At 74.4% G+C, this 16,230-nt stretch carries 12 protein-coding genes and 1 riboswitch; of the genes, 4 read left to right on the top strand and 8 right to left on the bottom strand.

Features of this window, described 5'->3' with window-relative positions; all coding sequences use genetic code 11:
• Positions 1–192: 192 nt before the first annotated feature.
• The 4 genes from ACF053_RS10250 to ACF053_RS10235 all read right to left on the bottom strand — a co-directional run bounded on the left by ACF053_RS10250 (position 193) and on the right by ACF053_RS10235 (position 6,116).
• The gene (locus tag ACF053_RS10250; RefSeq protein WP_391953700.1) at positions 193–1,722 is read right to left on the bottom strand and encodes a M28 family metallopeptidase; all 1,530 of its coding nucleotides are present in this window, start codon (positions 1,720–1,722) and stop codon (positions 193–195) included.
• 193 nt (positions 1,723–1,915) lie between these two features.
• Positions 1,916–2,521, bottom strand: a complete 606-nt coding sequence (locus tag ACF053_RS10245) for an HhH-GPD-type base excision DNA repair protein (RefSeq protein ID WP_391953462.1) — start codon at positions 2,519–2,521, stop codon at positions 1,916–1,918.
• Positions 2,522–2,602: 81 nt separating this feature from the next.
• Positions 2,603–4,873, bottom strand: coding sequence for an ATP-binding cassette domain-containing protein (locus ACF053_RS10240; RefSeq protein WP_391953461.1), 2,271 nt, complete (start codon positions 4,871–4,873; stop codon positions 2,603–2,605).
• Positions 4,874–5,003: 130 nt separating this feature from the next.
• A complete protein-coding gene (locus ACF053_RS10235; RefSeq protein ID WP_391953460.1) occupies positions 5,004–6,116 on the bottom strand; it encodes a cobalt-precorrin-5B (C(1))-methyltransferase in 1,113 nt (370 codons plus the stop codon).
• Positions 6,117–6,128: 12 nt separating this feature from the next.
• Here ACF053_RS10235 and ACF053_RS10230 point away from each other — a divergent pair, with 12 nt between their 5' ends.
• Positions 6,129–6,866, top strand: a complete 738-nt coding sequence (locus tag ACF053_RS10230; protein WP_391953459.1) for a cobalt-precorrin-6A reductase — start codon at positions 6,129–6,131, stop codon at positions 6,864–6,866.
• A 251-nt stretch (positions 6,867–7,117) separates the two neighbouring features.
• On the opposite strand, the gene ACF053_RS10225 is transcribed toward ACF053_RS10230, so the two are convergent.
• Genes ACF053_RS10225 through ACF053_RS10215 form a run of 3 tightly spaced genes read right to left on the bottom strand, consistent with a single transcriptional unit; the run spans position 7,118 to position 10,735 of the window.
• Positions 7,118–8,620 carry a precorrin-2 C(20)-methyltransferase gene (locus ACF053_RS10225; RefSeq protein ID WP_391953458.1) on the bottom strand — a complete coding sequence of 501 codons (1,503 nt, stop codon included), beginning with the start codon at positions 8,618–8,620 and terminating at the stop codon, positions 7,118–7,120.
• Positions 8,617–9,252, bottom strand: a complete 636-nt coding sequence (locus ACF053_RS10220) for a precorrin-8X methylmutase (protein ID WP_391953457.1) — start codon at positions 9,250–9,252, stop codon at positions 8,617–8,619. The genes ACF053_RS10225 and ACF053_RS10220 overlap by 4 nt, the downstream gene beginning before the upstream one ends.
• Before the next feature lie 49 nt (positions 9,253–9,301).
• A complete protein-coding gene (locus tag ACF053_RS10215; RefSeq protein ID WP_391953456.1) occupies positions 9,302–10,735 on the bottom strand; it encodes a cobalamin biosynthesis protein CobG in 1,434 nt (477 codons plus the stop codon).
• A 22-nt stretch (positions 10,736–10,757) separates the two neighbouring features.
• A riboswitch (cobalamin riboswitch) is annotated at positions 10,758–10,890 on the top strand.
• Between the two features lie 36 nt (positions 10,891–10,926).
• Here ACF053_RS10215 and cobN point away from each other — a divergent pair.
• The 3 genes from cobN (at position 10,927) to ACF053_RS10200 (ending at position 15,998) form a co-directional block, all read left to right on the top strand.
• Positions 10,927–14,529, top strand: a complete 3,603-nt coding sequence (cobN, locus tag ACF053_RS10210; protein WP_391953455.1) for a cobaltochelatase subunit CobN — start codon at positions 10,927–10,929, stop codon at positions 14,527–14,529.
• A complete protein-coding gene (locus tag ACF053_RS10205; protein ID WP_391953454.1) occupies positions 14,526–14,945 on the top strand; it encodes a GNAT family N-acetyltransferase in 420 nt (139 codons plus the stop codon). Before cobN ends, ACF053_RS10205 begins: the two co-directional genes overlap by 4 nt.
• A 162-nt stretch (positions 14,946–15,107) precedes the next feature.
• Positions 15,108–15,998: an NAD(P)H-binding protein gene (locus ACF053_RS10200; RefSeq protein ID WP_391953453.1), complete on the top strand. Its 891-nt coding sequence runs from the start codon at positions 15,108–15,110 to the stop codon at positions 15,996–15,998.
• Positions 15,999–16,028: 30 nt separating this feature from the next.
• Here ACF053_RS10200 and ACF053_RS10195 read toward each other — a convergent pair whose 3' ends face one another.
• A complete protein-coding gene (locus tag ACF053_RS10195) occupies positions 16,029–16,211 on the bottom strand; it encodes a hypothetical protein (protein ID WP_391953452.1) in 183 nt (60 codons plus the stop codon).
• Positions 16,212–16,230: the final 19 nt, after the last annotated feature.

Below are 16,230 nucleotides of genomic sequence, written 5' to 3'. Positions count from 1 at the left end.
GGTGCGCGGCGGCGGAAGTGCGCCGCCTGGCGGCTCCGGCCGCACACCCGCCGCCCGTACGGACGGAGGGGTGTGCGCCGGCGTGGTGCCGGAGGGCGGGGGCCCGCCGCTTCCTGCGGCGGGCGGGCGCGGGACGGGTGTGCGCCGCCGCGGGACGTCGGCCCCGCGGCGGCGCGCCCGTCGCCGGGAGCGTTACTCGGTGGGCTCGTGGCCGTGGTCGTCGTGGAGGCCGCCGCCGCTGCCGGCGTCGCCGTCCGTCGGGACCGTCTCGACCGGCTTGCGCAGCGAGCTGATGTCGTGGGCGTAGGTGCCCACGGCGTTGGCTATGACGTCGATGTTGACGTCGAACGCCCGCATGTCGATGTTGTCGAGGTCGTCACAGGCCGCGTGGTAGCAGGGGTCGTAGGCGACGCCCGCGGTACCGCCGAACTTCTTCGCCTGCGCCGCCGTCTTCACGCCCTCGGCGCCGGTGAACGTGCCCCCGGCGGGGATGCCCACCTCGATGAACGGGCCGTAGTCGGAGCGGCCGGTGAAGTCGGTGCCCTCGTGCGGGGTCCCCCGGCCGTCGAGGAAGGTGTTGATGTCCCGCTCCAGCTGGGCGGAGCCCGCCGGACCGGCCGGGGCGCCGACGCCGTCCGAGTTGTCGCCGTCGTAGACGAACAGGCCGTAGTTCGGCGAGGCGATCATGTCGAAGTTGAGGTAGAGCTTGATCTCCTTGCGGCTCAGGTCGTCGAGCGCGCCGACGTAGTGCTCCGAGCCGAGCAGGCCGTTCTCCTCGGCGCCCCACCAGGCGAAGCGGACCTTGTTGGTCGCCTTGTGCTTGTGCGGGGCGAACTTCAGGGCCACGTCCAGGAGGCCCGCGGAGCCGGAGCCGTTGTCGTTGATGCCGGGGCCGGCGGTGACCGAGTCCAGGTGGGAGCCGAGCATCACCGTGTTCGCGGCGTTGCCCCGCTGGGTCTCGGCGATGACGTTCCGCGTGCTCCGCATCTGCTGGATCTGGCGGATGTCCATCTTCACCTGCACCGGGCCGGCGGCCACGGCCGCGGCGAGCGCCTCGCCGTCCGCCTGGCTCACGCCGCCCGTGGGGATCTTCCCGGCGTCGGCGGAGCCGAGGGTCCCGCCGAGGCTGCCCTCGACGTTGTTGTAGACGAGGGCGCCGACCGCGCCGGCCGCGGCGGCGTTGGCCTGCTTGGCGGCGAAGGTGCAGCCGCCGCGCTTGACCAGCGCGACCTTGCCGGTGAAGGTGCCGGTCGCGAAGTCGGCCGGCTCGCAGCCGTGCGAGCCGTCGACGTCCACCGGGGCGGCGGCGAGGGCGGCCGTGATGCCGCCGACCGGCGTCGACTTCGTGTACGTCATCGCGGAGACGGTCACGTCACGCGGGTCGGGCGACACGACGGAGAGCTTCTGCGCCTGCGTCTCCGTGTACATGAAGCTGAACTCCTGGTACGACACGTCGTACCCGGCCTTCTTCAACTGCTGGTACACGTACGCCGCCGAGGCGTCGTAGCCCAGTGTGCCGGCGGCGCGGTTGCCCCCGGCGGTGTCGGCTATCTGCTGGAACTTCCGCAGGTGCCGGTGGGCACTGTCGGCGGAGGCCGACTCGACCAGCTTCCGGGCGAGCTGGGACGCCTCCTTGGCCGGGGTCGCGCGACCGGCGGAGGCGGGAGAGGCAGAGGCCAGCAGAAGCGGGGTGGCGAGTGCGGCTGCGGCCAGGGTGGCCACGGCTCTGCGAGGGGATGCGTTCACAGAGGTCCTTCCCGTACGGACGAGGTTGAAGGGAAGCTAGCGATCTGCCGGGCTTCTGTGAACACATGTGCCACAACTCACCCGATTAATCATAGGAATTGCGGGGGTTGTGGATGATCCGGCGGACGACTTCCTCGCGAGCGGCCATGGTGGGCGCATGTGTCGACGTCTAAGCCTCTTTGTTCTCCTTCGCGGCCTTCGCCGCGCGTTTCGCCTCCTGCTTGTGCGCCCGCACCTTCGCGAGCGACTCGGGACCCGTGATGTCCGCCGCCGACCGGTACGAGCCGGCCTCGCCGTACGGGCCGGCCGCCTCCCGCCAGCCCTTCGGGCGCACGCCGTACTGCTTGCCGAGGAGCGCCAGGAAGATCTGCGCCTTCTGCCGGCCGAAGCCGGGCAGCGCTTGCAGCCGGGCGAGGAGCTCCTTGCCGCCGGCCGCGTCGGCCCAGACGGCGGCGGCGTCCCCGTCGTACTCGTCGACGAGGTACCGGCACAGCTGCTGGACCCGCTGCGCCATCGAGCCGGGGTAGCGGTGCACGGCCGGTTTGGTGGAGAGCAGCTCGGCGAACCGCTCCGGGTCGTAGGCGGCGATCTCCCGGGCGTCCAGGTCGTCACCGCCCATGCGCGTGGCGATCGTGTACGGCCCGGAGAACGCCCACTCCATCGGTACCTGCTGGTCCAGCAGCATGCCGATGAGCGCGGCGAGGGGGCTGCGAGCGAGGAGGGCGTCCGCGTCGGGCTGCTGGGCGAGGTGGATCTCGGGATCGCGGGTGTCCATGGACCGATGATCGTGCGCGGGACGCCCCGGTGCACGGCGGCTTGGGCCTGTGGGGTCACACCGGGGCGCGTGGTGACGGGCTCAGCGGGGTCCGTCGACGTATCGGCGGAGGTGCTGGGCCGTCAGGGTGTCGCCCTTCTCCACCAGCTCGGCGGGGGTACCGGTGAAGACGACCCGGCCGCCGTCGTGGCCCCCGCCCGGACCGAGGTCGACCAGCCAGTCGGCGTGGGCCATGACCGCCTGGTGGTGCTCGATGACGACGACGGTGTTGCCCGCGTCGACCAGCCGGTCGAGGAGGGCGAGGAGCTGGTCCACGTCGGCGAGGTGCAGGCCCGTCGTCGGCTCGTCCAGGACGTACGTCGCACCCTTCTCCGCCATGTGGACGGCGAGCTTCAACCGCTGGCGCTCGCCGCCCGACAGCGTGTTCAACGGCTGGCCCAGCCGCAGGTAGCCCAGGCCCACGTCCTGCAGACGGCCGAGCAGGGTGTGGGGCGCGCCGGAGGGGAAAAAGGAGTACGCCTCGTCCACGGGCATGGCGAGGACCTCGCTGATGTCCTTGCCGCGCAGCTTGTGGGTGAGGACCTCCGGCGTGTACCGGCGGCCCTCGCACCCCTCGCAGACGGAGGCGACGCCCGCCATCATCGCCAGGTCCGTGTAGACCAGCCCGATGCCGTTGCACCGCGGGCAGGCGCCCTCCGAGTTGGCGCTGAACAGGGCGGCCTTCACCCCGTTGGCCTTGGCGAAGGCCGTGCGTATGGGGCCGAGCAACCCCGTGTACGTGGCCGGGTTCGAGCGGCGCGAGCCGCGGATCGGCGACTGGTCGGCGACGACCACGCCCTCGCGGCCGGGCAGGTGGCCGTGGATGAGGCTGCTCTTCCCGGAGCCGGCGACACCGGTCACCACCGTGAGGACACCCGTCGGGATGTCGACACTGACGTCGCGCAGGTTGTGCCGGCTCGCCCCCTCGATGGAGATGCGCCCCGTCGGGGCCCGCACGGTCTCCTTCAGCGCGACCCGGTGCGACAGGTGGCGGCCCGTCAGCGTGTCCGAGGCACGCAGCCCGGCGACGTCCCCGCTGTACTGGACCTCGCCGCCCGCCGTGCCGGCGCCGGGGCCGAGGTCGACGACGTGGTCGGCGATGGCGATGACCTCCGGCTTGTGCTCGACGACGAGCACGGTGTTGCCCTTGTCGCGCAGGCGCAGCAGCAGTTCGTTCATCCGCTGGATGTCGTGCGGGTGCAGGCCGACGGTCGGCTCGTCGAAGACGTACGTGACGTCGGTGAGGGAGGACCCGAGGTGGCGGACCATCTTCACGCGCTGCGCCTCACCGCCCGACAGGGTGCCCGACGGGCGGTCGAGCGACAGGTAGCCCAGCCCGATCTCCACGAGCGAGTCCAGCAGCGCCCGCAGGTTCTGCAGCAGCGGCGCCACGGACGGGTCGCCGATCCGCCGGACGAACGCGGCCAGATCGCTGATCTGCATCGCCGAGCAGTCGGCGATGGAGAGGCCGTCGATCCGCGACGACAGGGCGGCGGCGTTCAGCCGGCTGCCTCCGCAGTCGGGGCAGTCGGTGAACACCACGGCCCGGTCGACGAAGGCCCGGATGTGCGCCTGCATCGACTCCCGGTCCTTCGCCAGGAACAGCCGCCGCACCTTCACCACGAGTCCCTCGTAGGTGAGCGTCTGGCTGCCGGTCTTCACCTTCGTCGCCGGGCGGTGCAGGAAGTCCTCCCACTCCTGCTCGGTGTAGTCGGCGAGCCGCTTGTCCGGGTCGAGGAAGCCGGAGTGCGCCATCACCTGCCAGTACCAGGAGTCCACCGCGAAGTTCGGCACGGTGATCGCGCCCTCGTTGAGGGACCGGTCCCGGTCCACGAGCCGGTCGACGTCGATGTCCGACACCTGGCCCATGCCCTCGCAGCGCGGGCACATCCCGTCGGGCAGGTTGAAGCTGAACGCCCCGGCGCCACCCACGTGCGGCGTGCCGAGCCGGCTGAAGACGATCCGCAGCATCGCGTACGCGTCCGTCGCCGTGCCGACGGTCGAGCGGGCGTTGGCGCCCATGCGCTCCTGGTCCAGGACGATCGCCGCGCTCAGGTTCTCCAACCGGTCGACGTCGGGCCGCCCGCTGCTGGGCATGAAGGACTGGAGGAACGCCGTGTACGTCTCGTTGATGAGCCGCCGCGACTCGGCGGCGATCGTGCCGAACACCAGCGACGACTTGCCGGACCCGGAGACGCCGGTGAAGACGCACAGCCGACGCTTCGGCAGGTCCACCGACACGTTCTTGAGGTTGTTCTCGCGGGCTCCGCGCACCTGGATCACGTCGTGGCTGTCAGCGGGGGCGGTCGACATCGCTCGGCTCCTCGAGTCGGGGTTCTCCGGCATGGTGCGATCACTCGGCTCGATCGTCGCAGAACCCACTGACAGGGCACCGGGAGTCCCCCCGGGCGTACGGACAGCCGCCGCCGCATCCCCTTCCGGACTAGCGGGGCGCGCTGCGGCCCACCACCGTGCCCGCCCGGTCGATGCACACCACGTCCACCACGACCGGGGCGCCCCGCAGCACCGCCAGCGCCTGGTCCCGGGCGACCTCGGCGACCCGGTCACCCAGCGGGACGCCCGCGGCGGAGCACAGGTGGAGCGCGCCCAGCCCCGTGTTGGCCGCGGCCACCTCGGCGGCGAGGGCCTCGTCCGCGCCGGCCGACCGCGCCAGCTCGGCGAGCAGCCCCTTGTCGACCTGCGAGCGCGCCGAGTGCAGGTCCATGTGGCCCGCCGCCAGCTTGGACAGCTTCGCGAACCCGCCGCAGATCGTCAGCCGCTCCACCGGGTGCCGGCGCACGTACTTCAGCACGGCCCCCGCGAAGTCGCCCATGTCGAGGAGCGCGTCCTCGGGCAGGCCGTAGAGGGACACGGCGGTCTTCTCGGACGTCGACCCGGTACAGCCCGCCAGATGGGTGCGACCCGCCGCCCGCGCCACGTCGACCCCGCGCCGGATGGAGTCGATCCAGGCGGAGCAGGAGTACGGCACGACGATCCCGGTCGTCCCGAGGATCGACAGCCCGCCGAGGATGCCCAGGCGCGGGTTCCACGTGGAGCGGGCGATCTCCTCGCCGTGGTCCACGGAGACCGTGACCTCCACGTCCCCGGTCCCGCCGTGGCGGGCGGCGACCCGTGCCACGTGGTCGCGGATCATCTGGCGCGGCACCGGGTTGATCGCCGGCTCGCCCACCTCCAGGGGCAGCCCCGGCCGGGTCACCGTGCCGACCCCGGCACCGGCGCGGAAGACGACCCCGGAGCCGGGCGGCAGCAGCCGGACCGTCGAGCGGACGAGCGCCCCGTGCGTCACGTCCGGGTCGTCGCCCGCGTCCTTGACGATCCCGGCCATGGCGTACGAGCCGCCGTGCTCCTCCGCGGCGAGCGCGAAGGCGGGCGTGTGCCCCTTGGGCAGGGTGATCGTGACGGGGTCCGGGAACTCGCCGGTGAGGAGCGCGGTGTACGCGGCCGTCGTCGCCGCGGTCGCGCACGCCCCGGTCGTCCAGCCGGACCGGAGACCGGTGTGCTTGAGTTGGGCGCTGCGCCCCCCGCTCGCACTCATGGACGGTTCCCGATGCACGTGCTGATCCTCGGCGGTACCACCGAGGGCCGCCGCCTGGCGGAGACGCTGGACGCGGACGGCGTCCGGGTGACCAGTTCGCTCGCCGGGCGGGTGGCCGCCCCCAGGCTGCCGCCGGGGGAGGTGCGGGTGGGCGGGTTCGGCGGTGCCGAGGGCCTGGCCCGCTGGGTGCGCGAGCACCAGGTGGACAGGGTCATCGACGCCACTCACCCTTTCGCCGGGACGATCAGTTTCCACGCGGCGAGGGCCGCCGCCACCACCCATGTTCCCCTGCTCGCCCTGCGCCGCCCGGGGTGGACCCCCGTCGAGGGTGATGACTGGCGCGCGGTCGACTCCCTGGAGGCGGCGGCGCGGGCGGTACCGGAGCTGGGGCGGCGGGTGTTCCTGACGACCGGGCGCATGGGCCTGGCGGCGTTCGCGGAGGTGGCGGACGTCTGGTTCCTGGTGCGGTCGGTGGACCCGCCGGAGCCCCCGCTCCCGCCGCGGGCCGAGGTCCTGCTGGACCGGGGTCCCTTCACCCTGGAGGGGGAGCGGGAGGTCCTGCGCGCGTACGGCATCGACGTGCTCGTCACCAAGGACAGCGGCGGCGCGGCCACCGCCCCCAAGCTCACGGCCGCCCGCGAGGCCGGGATACCCGTCGTGATCGTGTGCCGCCCGCCGGTGCCCGACGGCGTCCCGGTGGCCGCGACGGTCGAGGAGGCAGCCGCCTGGGCGCACCGCCCGGGGCGCTGAGCCCGCGCCGAGCCGACCGCCGGGGCGCCGTCGGGCACCGGCGGGCCGGGGCGTGCCGGTACGGCCGCCGGGGTTGCGCCGGGCGGCGGCCGTCACCCACGGGGGTGGCGGCTGCCGGGCCCGGCCCGGCTCGGTGGGTGCGTCTGCCGGAGCCCGGCCTCGGCTGGGTGGCGTCTGCGGGGCCCGGCCCCGCCGCCCGCCCGGCACACCGGTAGAGCCGGCGTCGCGCGCCGGACGGGCGGGGCACGGGGTCAGGCGCCGGTGGGGGGCGCCTCCAGGTACCGCCGGGGGGTCCACGCCACCGTGCCGCCGTCGCCGCGCCGTACGGCCTGGGTCTGCGACGAGCCGATCAGCAGCAGGGTGCGCATGTCGACCTCGGTCGGGTCCAGGTCCGTGAGCGGGATCACCCGTACGGACTCGTCCGGGCCGCCCACGTCCCGGGCGACGACCACCGGGGTGTCGGGGGCGCGCAGTTCGAGGAGCAGCTCACGGGCCTTGGCGACCTGCCAGTCACGGCTGCGGGAGCCCGGGTTGTACAGGGCGAGCACCAGGTCGGCGGCGGCCGCGGCGCGCAGCCGCTCCGCGATGACCTCCCACGGCTTGAGCCGGTCGGACAGGGACAGGGTGGCGTAGTCGTGGCCGAGCGGAGCGCCCGCCTTCGCCGCCGCCGCGTTGGCCGCGGTCACCCCGGGCAGGACGCGTACCGGCACGTCCGCGTACCCCTCCTGCGACGCGACCTCCAGGACGGCCGTCGCCATCGCGAAGACGCCCGGGTCGCCGCCCGACACCACCGCCACGCGGTGCCCGCGCCGCGCCAGGTCGAGGGCGAACTCGGCGCGCTCGGACTCGACCTTGTTGTCGGAGCCGTGGCGCCGCTGCCCGGCGCGCTCCGGCACCCGGTCCAGGTACGTCGTGTACCCCACCAGGTCGGTGGCCGAGGCCAGCGCGCCGCGGGTCTCGGGGGTCAGCCACAGCGGGCCGGCCGGGCCGGTGCCGACGACCACGACCTCGCCCCGCTCGGGTGCGGCCGGGCCGGTGTCGACGCGGGACGGCAGCACCGCGACGGAGAAGTACGGCACGGTCTCCGGGTCCACCTCGGCGAGCGGCGCCGTGCGCCGGCCCTCCATCGTGGCGCGCTCCACGTAGTGGGCGTCGGCCAGCCGGTCCGCGCGCTCCAGGGCGCGGCGCACCGTGGGGAACGTCCGGCCCAGCTTCATGACCACCGCCGAGTCGGTCGCCGCCAGGCGGGCCGTCAGCTCCTCCTCGGGCAGGGTGCCCGGGATGATGGTGAGCACCTCCTCGGCCTCCACCAGCGGCTTGCCGATCGTCGCCGCCGCGGCGCTGACGGAGGTGACGCCGGGCACGACCTCCGTCTCGTAGCGGTGCGCGAGGCGCTTGTGCATGTGCTGGTACGAGCCGTAGAAGAGCGGGTCGCCCTCCGCGAGCACCGCCACGGTCCGGCCCGCGTCGAGGTGGGCGGCGAGCCGGGCGGACGCCTCCTCGTAGAAGTCGTCGAGCGCGCCGCGGTAGCCGCCGGGGTGGTCCGTCGTCTCGACCGTGAGCGGGTACATCAGCCGCTCCTCGACGTGGTCCTCGCGGATGTGGCGCGCCGCGATGGAGCGGGCGATGGACCGGCCGTGCCGGGCGCAGTGGTACGCCACGACGTCCGCTTCCGCGATGACCTCGACCGCGCGGAGGGTCATCAGCGACGGATCGCCCGGGCCGAGCCCGACGCCGTACAGCTTGCCGCTCATTCGACCTCACTCGCGATCGCGTTGACCGCCGCGGCGGCCATGGCGCTGCCGCCGCGCCGGCCCCGTACGACGATGTGGTCCAGGTCGGACGCCGCCAGCGCGTCCTTCGACTCGGCCGCGCCGATGAAGCCGACGGGGATGCCGAGCACGGCGGCCGGGCGGGGCGCGCCCTCGCGGATCATCTCCAGGAGGCGGAACAGGGCGGTCGGCGCGTTGCCGATGGCGACGACCGAGCCGTCCAGGCGGTCGCGCCACAGCTCCAGCGCGGCCGCGCTGCGGGTCGTGCCCAGCTTCGCGGCCAGGTCCGGCACGGTCGGGTCGGAGAGGGTGCAGACGACGTCGTTGGCGGCGGGCAGCCGCTTGCGGGTGACGCCGCTGGCGACCATCTGCGCGTCGCACAGGATCGGCGCGCCGGCGCGCAGCGCGGCGCGGGCGCGGGAGACGACCTCGGGCGTGTAGGCCAGGTCGCGGACGAGGTCGACCATGCCGCAGGCGTGGATCATCCGCACGGCGACCTGGCTGACGTCGGCGGGCAGCCCCGCGAGATCCGCCTCGGCGCGGATCGTGGCAAAGGACTGGCGGTAGATCTCCGCGCCGTCCTTCTCGTAGTCGAACACTGTGCTCCCGCTCATCTCTGTGCCTGTGCCTGTGCGTGTGCGTGTGCGTGTGGTGCCTGGTGGGTCAGGTGCTGTGGGTGGTGTCTGTGGGGCTTGCGGCCGGGGCTGGTGGCCGGGCACCCGGGGCGGTCCGTACGGTGATCTCGTACGTACCGTCGCCGGTGGCGAGCGCGTCCACCCAGTCGCCCTGCGGATGGCCGCAGCGCCGGGCGCAGCCGGACCAGTGGACCGGCAGCCCGTGCTCCAGGGGTCGCGCGTCGGCCCGCACGTCGGCCAGGGCCTTGCCGCAACCGGGGCGCCCGGTGCAGGCGCTGACCGACAGCCAGGGCGAACCGGCCCGCACGAGGTACCCGCGTTCCTCCAGCGCCGCGAGGCGCTCGGCGGCCGCCGCCCGCCCGGGCAGCCCGGTGACGACGAAGCCGCGCCACGGCGTGACCCGCACCTCGCCGGCCGGACCCGGGTCCAGGGCGCGGAACTGTGCGGTGGTGACCCGCCCCAGCGGAGCCACGACCGCCACGGCTCCGCCCGCCCCGACGACCCCCGGCTCGGGCGCCACGTCCGTACCCGTACCCGTGCCCGTGCCCGTAGTCGCCGTTGCCGTCTCCGGCAGTGGCAGTGGCAGTGGCAGTGGCCACGCCGCCTCCGGCCGCGCCACCACGCCCGCGTCCGACAGGTGCCGGGTCACGGCGGTGTCGAGGCCGCAGTCCGCGGGCAGTTCGGCCACCCGCCAGGCACCCGTACCGGCCTCCCGGGCGACGGCGAGGAACGCCCGCGCCACGGCAAGCGCCGCCCGAGGCGCGTCCGCGCCCGCCACCCGCCACGCCCCGCCGACCGCCCGCTTTGCCGCGTCGCCCGCCGTCGTCCCGCCGACCGCCCGGTCCGCCGCGTCGCCCGCCACCGCCCCGCCGACCGCCCGGTCCGCCGCCGTCCCGCCGGCGCCCCCGACACGCACCACAGCGCGGCCGTCCGGCTCTGCGAGCAACGTCACATCGGCGCCCAGACCCGCCACGTCACCGCGCCCGTCGTCCACGGCGAACAGGAAGCGTCCCGAGAGGGCCGTGGTCCACGCCTGGGCGCACAGCAGCGCGTCCAGTTCGCGGGCCCACGCCTGCGCGTCCGCATACCCCCGCCCGTCGAGCCCGGCGAGCGGCGAGACGACCATGTTGCGGATCCGCTCGTGCGCTGCGGACGGCAGCAGCCCGGCCGCGTCCAGCAGCCCCGCCAGGGCCAGTCCGCAGTCGTCGGGCAGTCCGCGCAGATCGAGGTTGCCGCGCGAGGTGACGCCGAGGTGGCCGTCGCCCAACCGGTCGGCGGCGTCGGCCAGGGCCGTGATCTGACGGCTCGTCAGCACACCGACGGGGAGCCGCAGCCGGGCCAGTCCGCCGTCGTCCGCGCGGTGCAGCCGCAGCGCGCCGGGGCACGCGTCGCCGCGGTCGCGGACGCGTTCCGGTATGTGGGTTTCGCCCCCGTTCCGGGGCTTTGATGAGCTGGGCGGCATGGCGGCGAGCATACGCGCAGCCTCTACTATGCAGACGGCACAGGGTCCCAGGACCCTAGGGAGGAAGCCCGGTGCGAATCCGGCGCGGTCCCGCCACTGTGAGCGGGGCCCCGAGGGGCCCCGCGAGTCAGGAACTCCCGCCACCCACGACCACCCGGGGCGAGGACACCCCGAGGAAGGCCCGGCACGCCGTGATCCTGCTGCTGTCGCACTCCGACACCGACCTCCTGAGCGCCCGCGCGGCCGGTGGCCCGGTCGAGTACCGGTTCGCCAACCCCGCCCGCCTCCCCGCCGACGACCTGCCCGGCCTCCTCGACGGCGCCGACCTCGTCGTCGTGCGCCTCCTCGGCGGCATCCGCGCCTGGGAGGAGGGCCTGCAGACCCTCCGCGAGTCCGGCAAGCCGCTCGTCGTCCTCACCGGCGAACAGGCCCCCGACGCGCAGCTGATGGAGACCTCCACCGTCCCGATCGGCATCGCGGCCGAGGCGCACGCCTACCTCGCCCACGGCGGCCCGGACAACCTCGAACAGCTCGCCCGCTTCCTCTCCGACACCGTCCTGCTCACCGGCCACGGCTTCGAGCCCCCGGCCGCCGCTCCCACCTGGGGCCCGCTGGAGCGGACCGCGCGCGGCACCACCGGCCCCACGGTCGCCGTGCTGTACTACCGCGCCCACCACATGAGCGGGAACACCGCCTTCGTCGGCGCCCTCTGCGACGCCATCGAGGACGCGGGCGGCCAGGCCCTCCCCCTGTACGTGGCGTCCCTGCGCGCCCCCGAGCCGGAGCTCCTGGAGAGCCTGCGGACGGCCGACGCGGTCGTCACCACCGTCCTCGCCGCCGGCGGCACCAAGCCCGCCGAGGCGCAGGCGGGCGGCGACGACGAGTCGTGGGACGCGGGCGCGCTCGCCGCCCTCGACGTGCCGATCCTCCAGGCCCTGTGCCTGACCGGTTCGCGCGCCGCCTGGGAGGAGAACGACGAGGGCCTCTCGCCGCTCGACGCCGCCAGCCAGGTCGCGGTGCCGGAGTTCGACGGCCGGCTCATCACCGTGCCGTTCTCGTTCAAGGAGATCGACGCCGACGGCCTGCCCGCGTACGTCGCCGACGCCGAGCGCGCCGCGCGCGTCGCCGGGATCGCCGTGCGCCACGCGCGCCTCCGCCACATCCCGAACGCCGAGAAGCGCCTCGCGCTGGTCCTCTCCGCGTACCCCACCAAGCACTCCCGCATCGGCAACGCCGTGGGCCTCGACACCCCCGCCTCCGCCGTCGCGCTGCTGCGCCGGCTGCGGGAGGAGGGGTACGACTTCGGCGACGAGGACGTCCCGGGCCTCGCCTCCGGTGACGGCGACGAGCTGATCTACGCCCTCATCGAGGCCGGCGGCCACGACCAGGAGTGGCTGACCGAGGAGCAGCTGGCCAGGAACCCGGTCCGCATCCCGGCCGCCGACTACAAGCGCTGGTACGGCACGCTCCCCGAGGAGCTGCGCGCGCAGGTCGAGCAGCACTGGGGCCCGCCGCCCGGCGAGATGTTCCTCGACCGCTCCCGCAACGCCGACGGCGACATCGTCCTCGCCGCCCTCCGGCGCGGGAACCTGCTGATCCTCATCCAGCCGCCGCGCGGCTTCGGCGAGAACCCGATCGCGATCTACCACGACCCCGACCTGCCGCCGTCGCACCACTACCTGGCCGCCTACCGCTGGATCGGCACCCCTGAGGCCGACGGCGGCTTCGGCGCCGACGCCATGGTCCACCTCGGCAAGCACGGCAACCTGGAGTGGCTGCCGGGCAAGAACGCCGGCCTGTCCGCCGCCTGCGGCCCCGACGCGGCCCTCGGCGACGTCCCGCTGATCTACCCGTTCCTCGTCAACGACCCGGGCGAGGGCACCCAGGCCAAGCGCCGCGTCCACGCCACGCTCGTCGACCACCTCGTCCCGCCGATGGCGCGCGCCGAGTCGTACGGCGACATCACGCGCCTGGAGCAGCTGCTCGACGAGTACGCGCAGATCTCCTCCATGGACCCCTCCAAGCTGCCGGCGATCCGCGCGCAGATCTGGACGCTGATCCAGGCCGCGAAGCTCGACCACGACCTGGGCCTGGAGGACCGCCCGGACGACGACGGGTTCGACGACTTCCTCCTCCACGTCGACGGTTGGCTGTGCGAGGTCAAGGACGCCCAGATCCGCGACGGCCTGCACGTCCTCGGCGGTGCCCCGACCGGCCCCGAGCGCGTCAACCTCGTCCTGTCGATCCTCCGCGCCCGCCAGATCTGGGGCGGTACGCAGTCCCTGCCCGGCCTGCGCGAGGCGCTCGGCCTCGACGAGTCCGCCGCGACCCGCACCACCGCCGACGAGGCGGAGGCCAAGGCCCGCGCCCTGGTCGAGGCGATGGAGGCCGCCGACTGGGACCCGGCCGCCGTCGCCTCCGTGGCCGAGGGCCACGACCGGGCCGTCGCCGACATCCTCGACTTCGCCGCCCGCCAGGTCGTACCGCGCCTCGCCGCCACCACCGACGAGCTGGACCACGCCGTCCACGCCCTGAACGGCGGGTTCGTCCCCGCCGGACCGTCCGGCTCCCCCCTCCGCGGCCTGGTCAACGTCCTGCCGACCGGCCGGAACTTCTACTCCGTCGACCCCAAGGCCGTCCCCTCGCGCCTCGCCTGGGAGACGGGTCAGGCGCTCGCCGACTCCCTCCTGGAGCGGTACCGCGCCGACAACGGCGACTGGCCCACCTCCGTCGGGCTGTCCCTGTGGGGCACCAGCGCGATGCGCACCGCGGGCGACGACGTCGCCGAGGCGCTCGCCCTCCTCGGCGTCCGGCCCGTCTGGGACGACGCCTCCCGCCGCGTCACCGGCCTGGAGGCCATCCCGACCGCCGAGCTGGGCCGCCCCCGCATCGACGTGACGCTGCGCATCTCGGGCTTCTTCCGCGACGCGTTCCCGCACACCATCGGGCTGCTCGACGACGCCGTCCGCCTCGCCGCCTCCCTCGACGAGCCGGCCGCCGACAACTTCGTCCGCGCCCACGCGCAGGCCGACCTCGCCGAGCACGGTGACGAACGCCGCGCCACCACCCGCATCTTCGGCTCCCGCCCCGGCACGTACGGCGCGGGCATCCTCCAGCTGATCGACTCCCGCGACTGGCGCACCGACGCGGACCTCGCCGAGGTGTACACGGTGTGGGGCGGTTACGCGTACGGGCGCGGCCTGGAGGGCAAGCCCGCCCGCACCGAGATGGAGACGGCGTACAAGCGCATCGCGGTGGCGGCCAAGAACACCGACACGCGCGAGCACGACATCGCCGACTCGGACGACTACTTCCAGTACCACGGCGGCATGGTCGCCACCGTCCGGGCGCTCAAGGGCACCGCGCCCGAGGCGTACATCGGCGACTCGACCCGCCCCGAGACCGTCCGCACCCGCACCCTCGTCGAGGAGACGTCCCGCGTCTTCCGCGCCCGCGTGGTCAACCCGCGCTGGATCGAGGCGATGCGCCGCCACGGTTACAAGGGCGCGTTCGAGCTGGCCGCGACGGTCGACTACCTCTTCGGGTACGACGCCACGACCGGTGTCGTCGCCGACTGGATGTACGACAAGCTCACCGAGACCTACGTCCTCGACCCGGAGAACCGCGCCTTCCTCCAGGAGGCCAATCCGTGGGCGCTGCACGGCATCGCCGAGCGGCTGCTGGAGGCCGAGTCACGCGGCATGTGGGCCAAGCCCGACCCGGCGGTCCTGGAGCAGCTGAAGCAGGTGTTCCTGGAGACGGAGGGCGACCTCGAAGGGGGTGACGACGAGTGAGGCTGAGCGTCGGCGGTGAGGACAAGGAGCTGTCGGACCTGCTCGACAGGGCCCTCACGGAGTTCAACGCCCGCGCCACCGGCGTGACGGACGAGGGCGAGCTGTCCGTCCGGGCCACCGACGACACCGGCGCGGTCGTCGGCGGCGTCACCGGCTGGACCTGGGGCACCGGATGCGAGATCCACATGCTGTGGGTCCGCGACGACCAGCGCGGCACCGGCCTCGGCACCCGCCTGGTCCGCGCCGCCGAGGCCGAGGCGCGTCGGCGCGGCTGCCGCCACGTGGCGGTGTCGTCGTACACCTTCCAGGCCCCCGACTTCTACCGGAAGCTCGGCTACACCGAGACGGGCCGCACCCCGGGCGTCCCCGGCGGCCACGAGGACGTCCACCTGCACAAGCACCTCACCGACGACTGACCCCGCCCACCACCCCGCCGCACCCACCACCCCGCCCCACCGACCGCGCGCGGCGCACCGGAAGGCCACCGGTGCGTACCGGCAGGCACCGGAGAGCCTCCGGTGCGTCCGGTCGGATCAGGTGGGGGCGCCGGGTCGGTGGGGGTGGCGGAGACTGCAGGCATGGACGGAGTCAGTGGGACCGGGGTCATCGCCGTCACCGGGGCGAGCGGCCGGGTCGGACGGCGGGTCGCCGACCGGCTCGGGGCCGCCGGGGTGCCGGTGCGGTTGGTCGGGCGGGATCCGGCGCGGCTGCCCGACGGCGTGCCGGGGGCGGTGAAGGCGCCGCCCGCCGCGTACGGGGACGGCGCGGCCATGCGGGCCGCGCTGGACGGTGCCGACACGCTGTTCCTCGTCTCCGGCCACGAGAACCCGGGCCGTGTCGCCGAGCACCGCACGGCGGTCGACGCGGCGGTCGCCGCGGGCGTCGGCCGGATCGTGTACCTGTCGTTCCAGGGTGCCGCGCCCGACGCGACGTTCACCTTCGCCCGCGACCACTGGCACACCGAGCAGTACCTGCGCGCCCACGCGGGACTGGCGTGGACGTCCCTGCGCGACAGCTGGTACCTGGCGGGCATCCCGGCGATGACCGGGCGGGACGGCGTCATCCGCGGGCCCGCGGGGAACGGCCGCGTCGCCGCGGTCGCCCACGAGGACGTGGCGGACGTGGCCGCGGTGGTGCTGCTCGCGCCGGGGCGGCACGACGGCGCCACCTACGACGTGACCGGGGGCGAGGCGTTCACCCTCGCCGAGGCGGCCGAGGAGATGTCGCGGGCCACCGGCCGCACCATCCGCTACCTGCCCGAGACCCGCGACGAGGCGTACGCGTCGCGCGCCGTGTACGGGGCGGAGGAGTGGCAGGTCACCGGCTGGGTCACCTCGTACGAGGCCGTCGCCCGGGGCGAGCTGGGCGCGGTCGCCGACACCGTGCGCCGGCTCGCGGGACACGCGCCCATGACCCTGCGGGCGTACCTGGAGAAGCATCCGCGCTCCTGCGCCCACCTGGTGGAGTAGCCCCGCTCACGGGGCGGTACCCCGGGGGTTTCAGTCCTCGCCCAGGACGATGTTCCACTCCAGGGCGGCCGGGTCGTCCGGCTCGCGGTCCGCGCGGGCCGGTCTGCACGTGCGGATCCGTCCCTGGTCGTCGCCGGAGAGGGGGAGGGGCTGGGACGCGGCGGAGGACCGGGTGGGGCCGCCGCCGGTGCTGGGTGCGGTGTGTGTACTCATGGTCGCCGAGTACCCACGG

It is taken from the genome of Streptomyces kanasensis, assembly GCF_043077165.1.
GTDB lineage: Bacteria > Actinomycetota > Actinomycetes > Streptomycetales > Streptomycetaceae > Streptomyces > Streptomyces changanensis.
This window is presented reverse-complemented; position numbering and strand designations above follow the sequence as displayed.

What these genes read in the sequence shown, in the direction of transcription:
- ACF053_RS10230 (WP_391953459.1), top strand. Translation starts at nt 6,129, where the DNA reads ATGCACGTGCTGATCCTCGGCGGTACCACCGAGGGCCGCCGCCTGGCG.
- ACF053_RS10215 (WP_391953456.1), bottom strand. Translation starts at nt 10,735, where the DNA reads ATGCCGCCCAGCTCATCAAAGCCCCGGAACGGGGGCGAAACCCACATA.
- ACF053_RS10245 (WP_391953462.1), bottom strand. Translation starts at nt 2,521, where the DNA reads ATGGACACCCGCGATCCCGAGATCCACCTCGCCCAGCAGCCCGACGCG.
- ACF053_RS10200 (WP_391953453.1), top strand. Translation starts at nt 15,108, where the DNA reads ATGGACGGAGTCAGTGGGACCGGGGTCATCGCCGTCACCGGGGCGAGC.
- ACF053_RS10240 (WP_391953461.1), bottom strand. Translation starts at nt 4,873, where the DNA reads ATGTCGACCGCCCCCGCTGACAGCCACGACGTGATCCAGGTGCGCGGA.
- ACF053_RS10220 (WP_391953457.1), bottom strand. Translation starts at nt 9,252, where the DNA reads ATGAGCGGGAGCACAGTGTTCGACTACGAGAAGGACGGCGCGGAGATC.
- ACF053_RS10225 (WP_391953458.1), bottom strand. Translation starts at nt 8,620, where the DNA reads ATGAGCGGCAAGCTGTACGGCGTCGGGCTCGGCCCGGGCGATCCGTCG.
- ACF053_RS10235 (WP_391953460.1), bottom strand. Translation starts at nt 6,116, where the DNA reads ATGAGTGCGAGCGGGGGGCGCAGCGCCCAACTCAAGCACACCGGTCTC.
- ACF053_RS10195 (WP_391953452.1), bottom strand. Translation starts at nt 16,211, where the DNA reads ATGAGTACACACACCGCACCCAGCACCGGCGGCGGCCCCACCCGGTCC.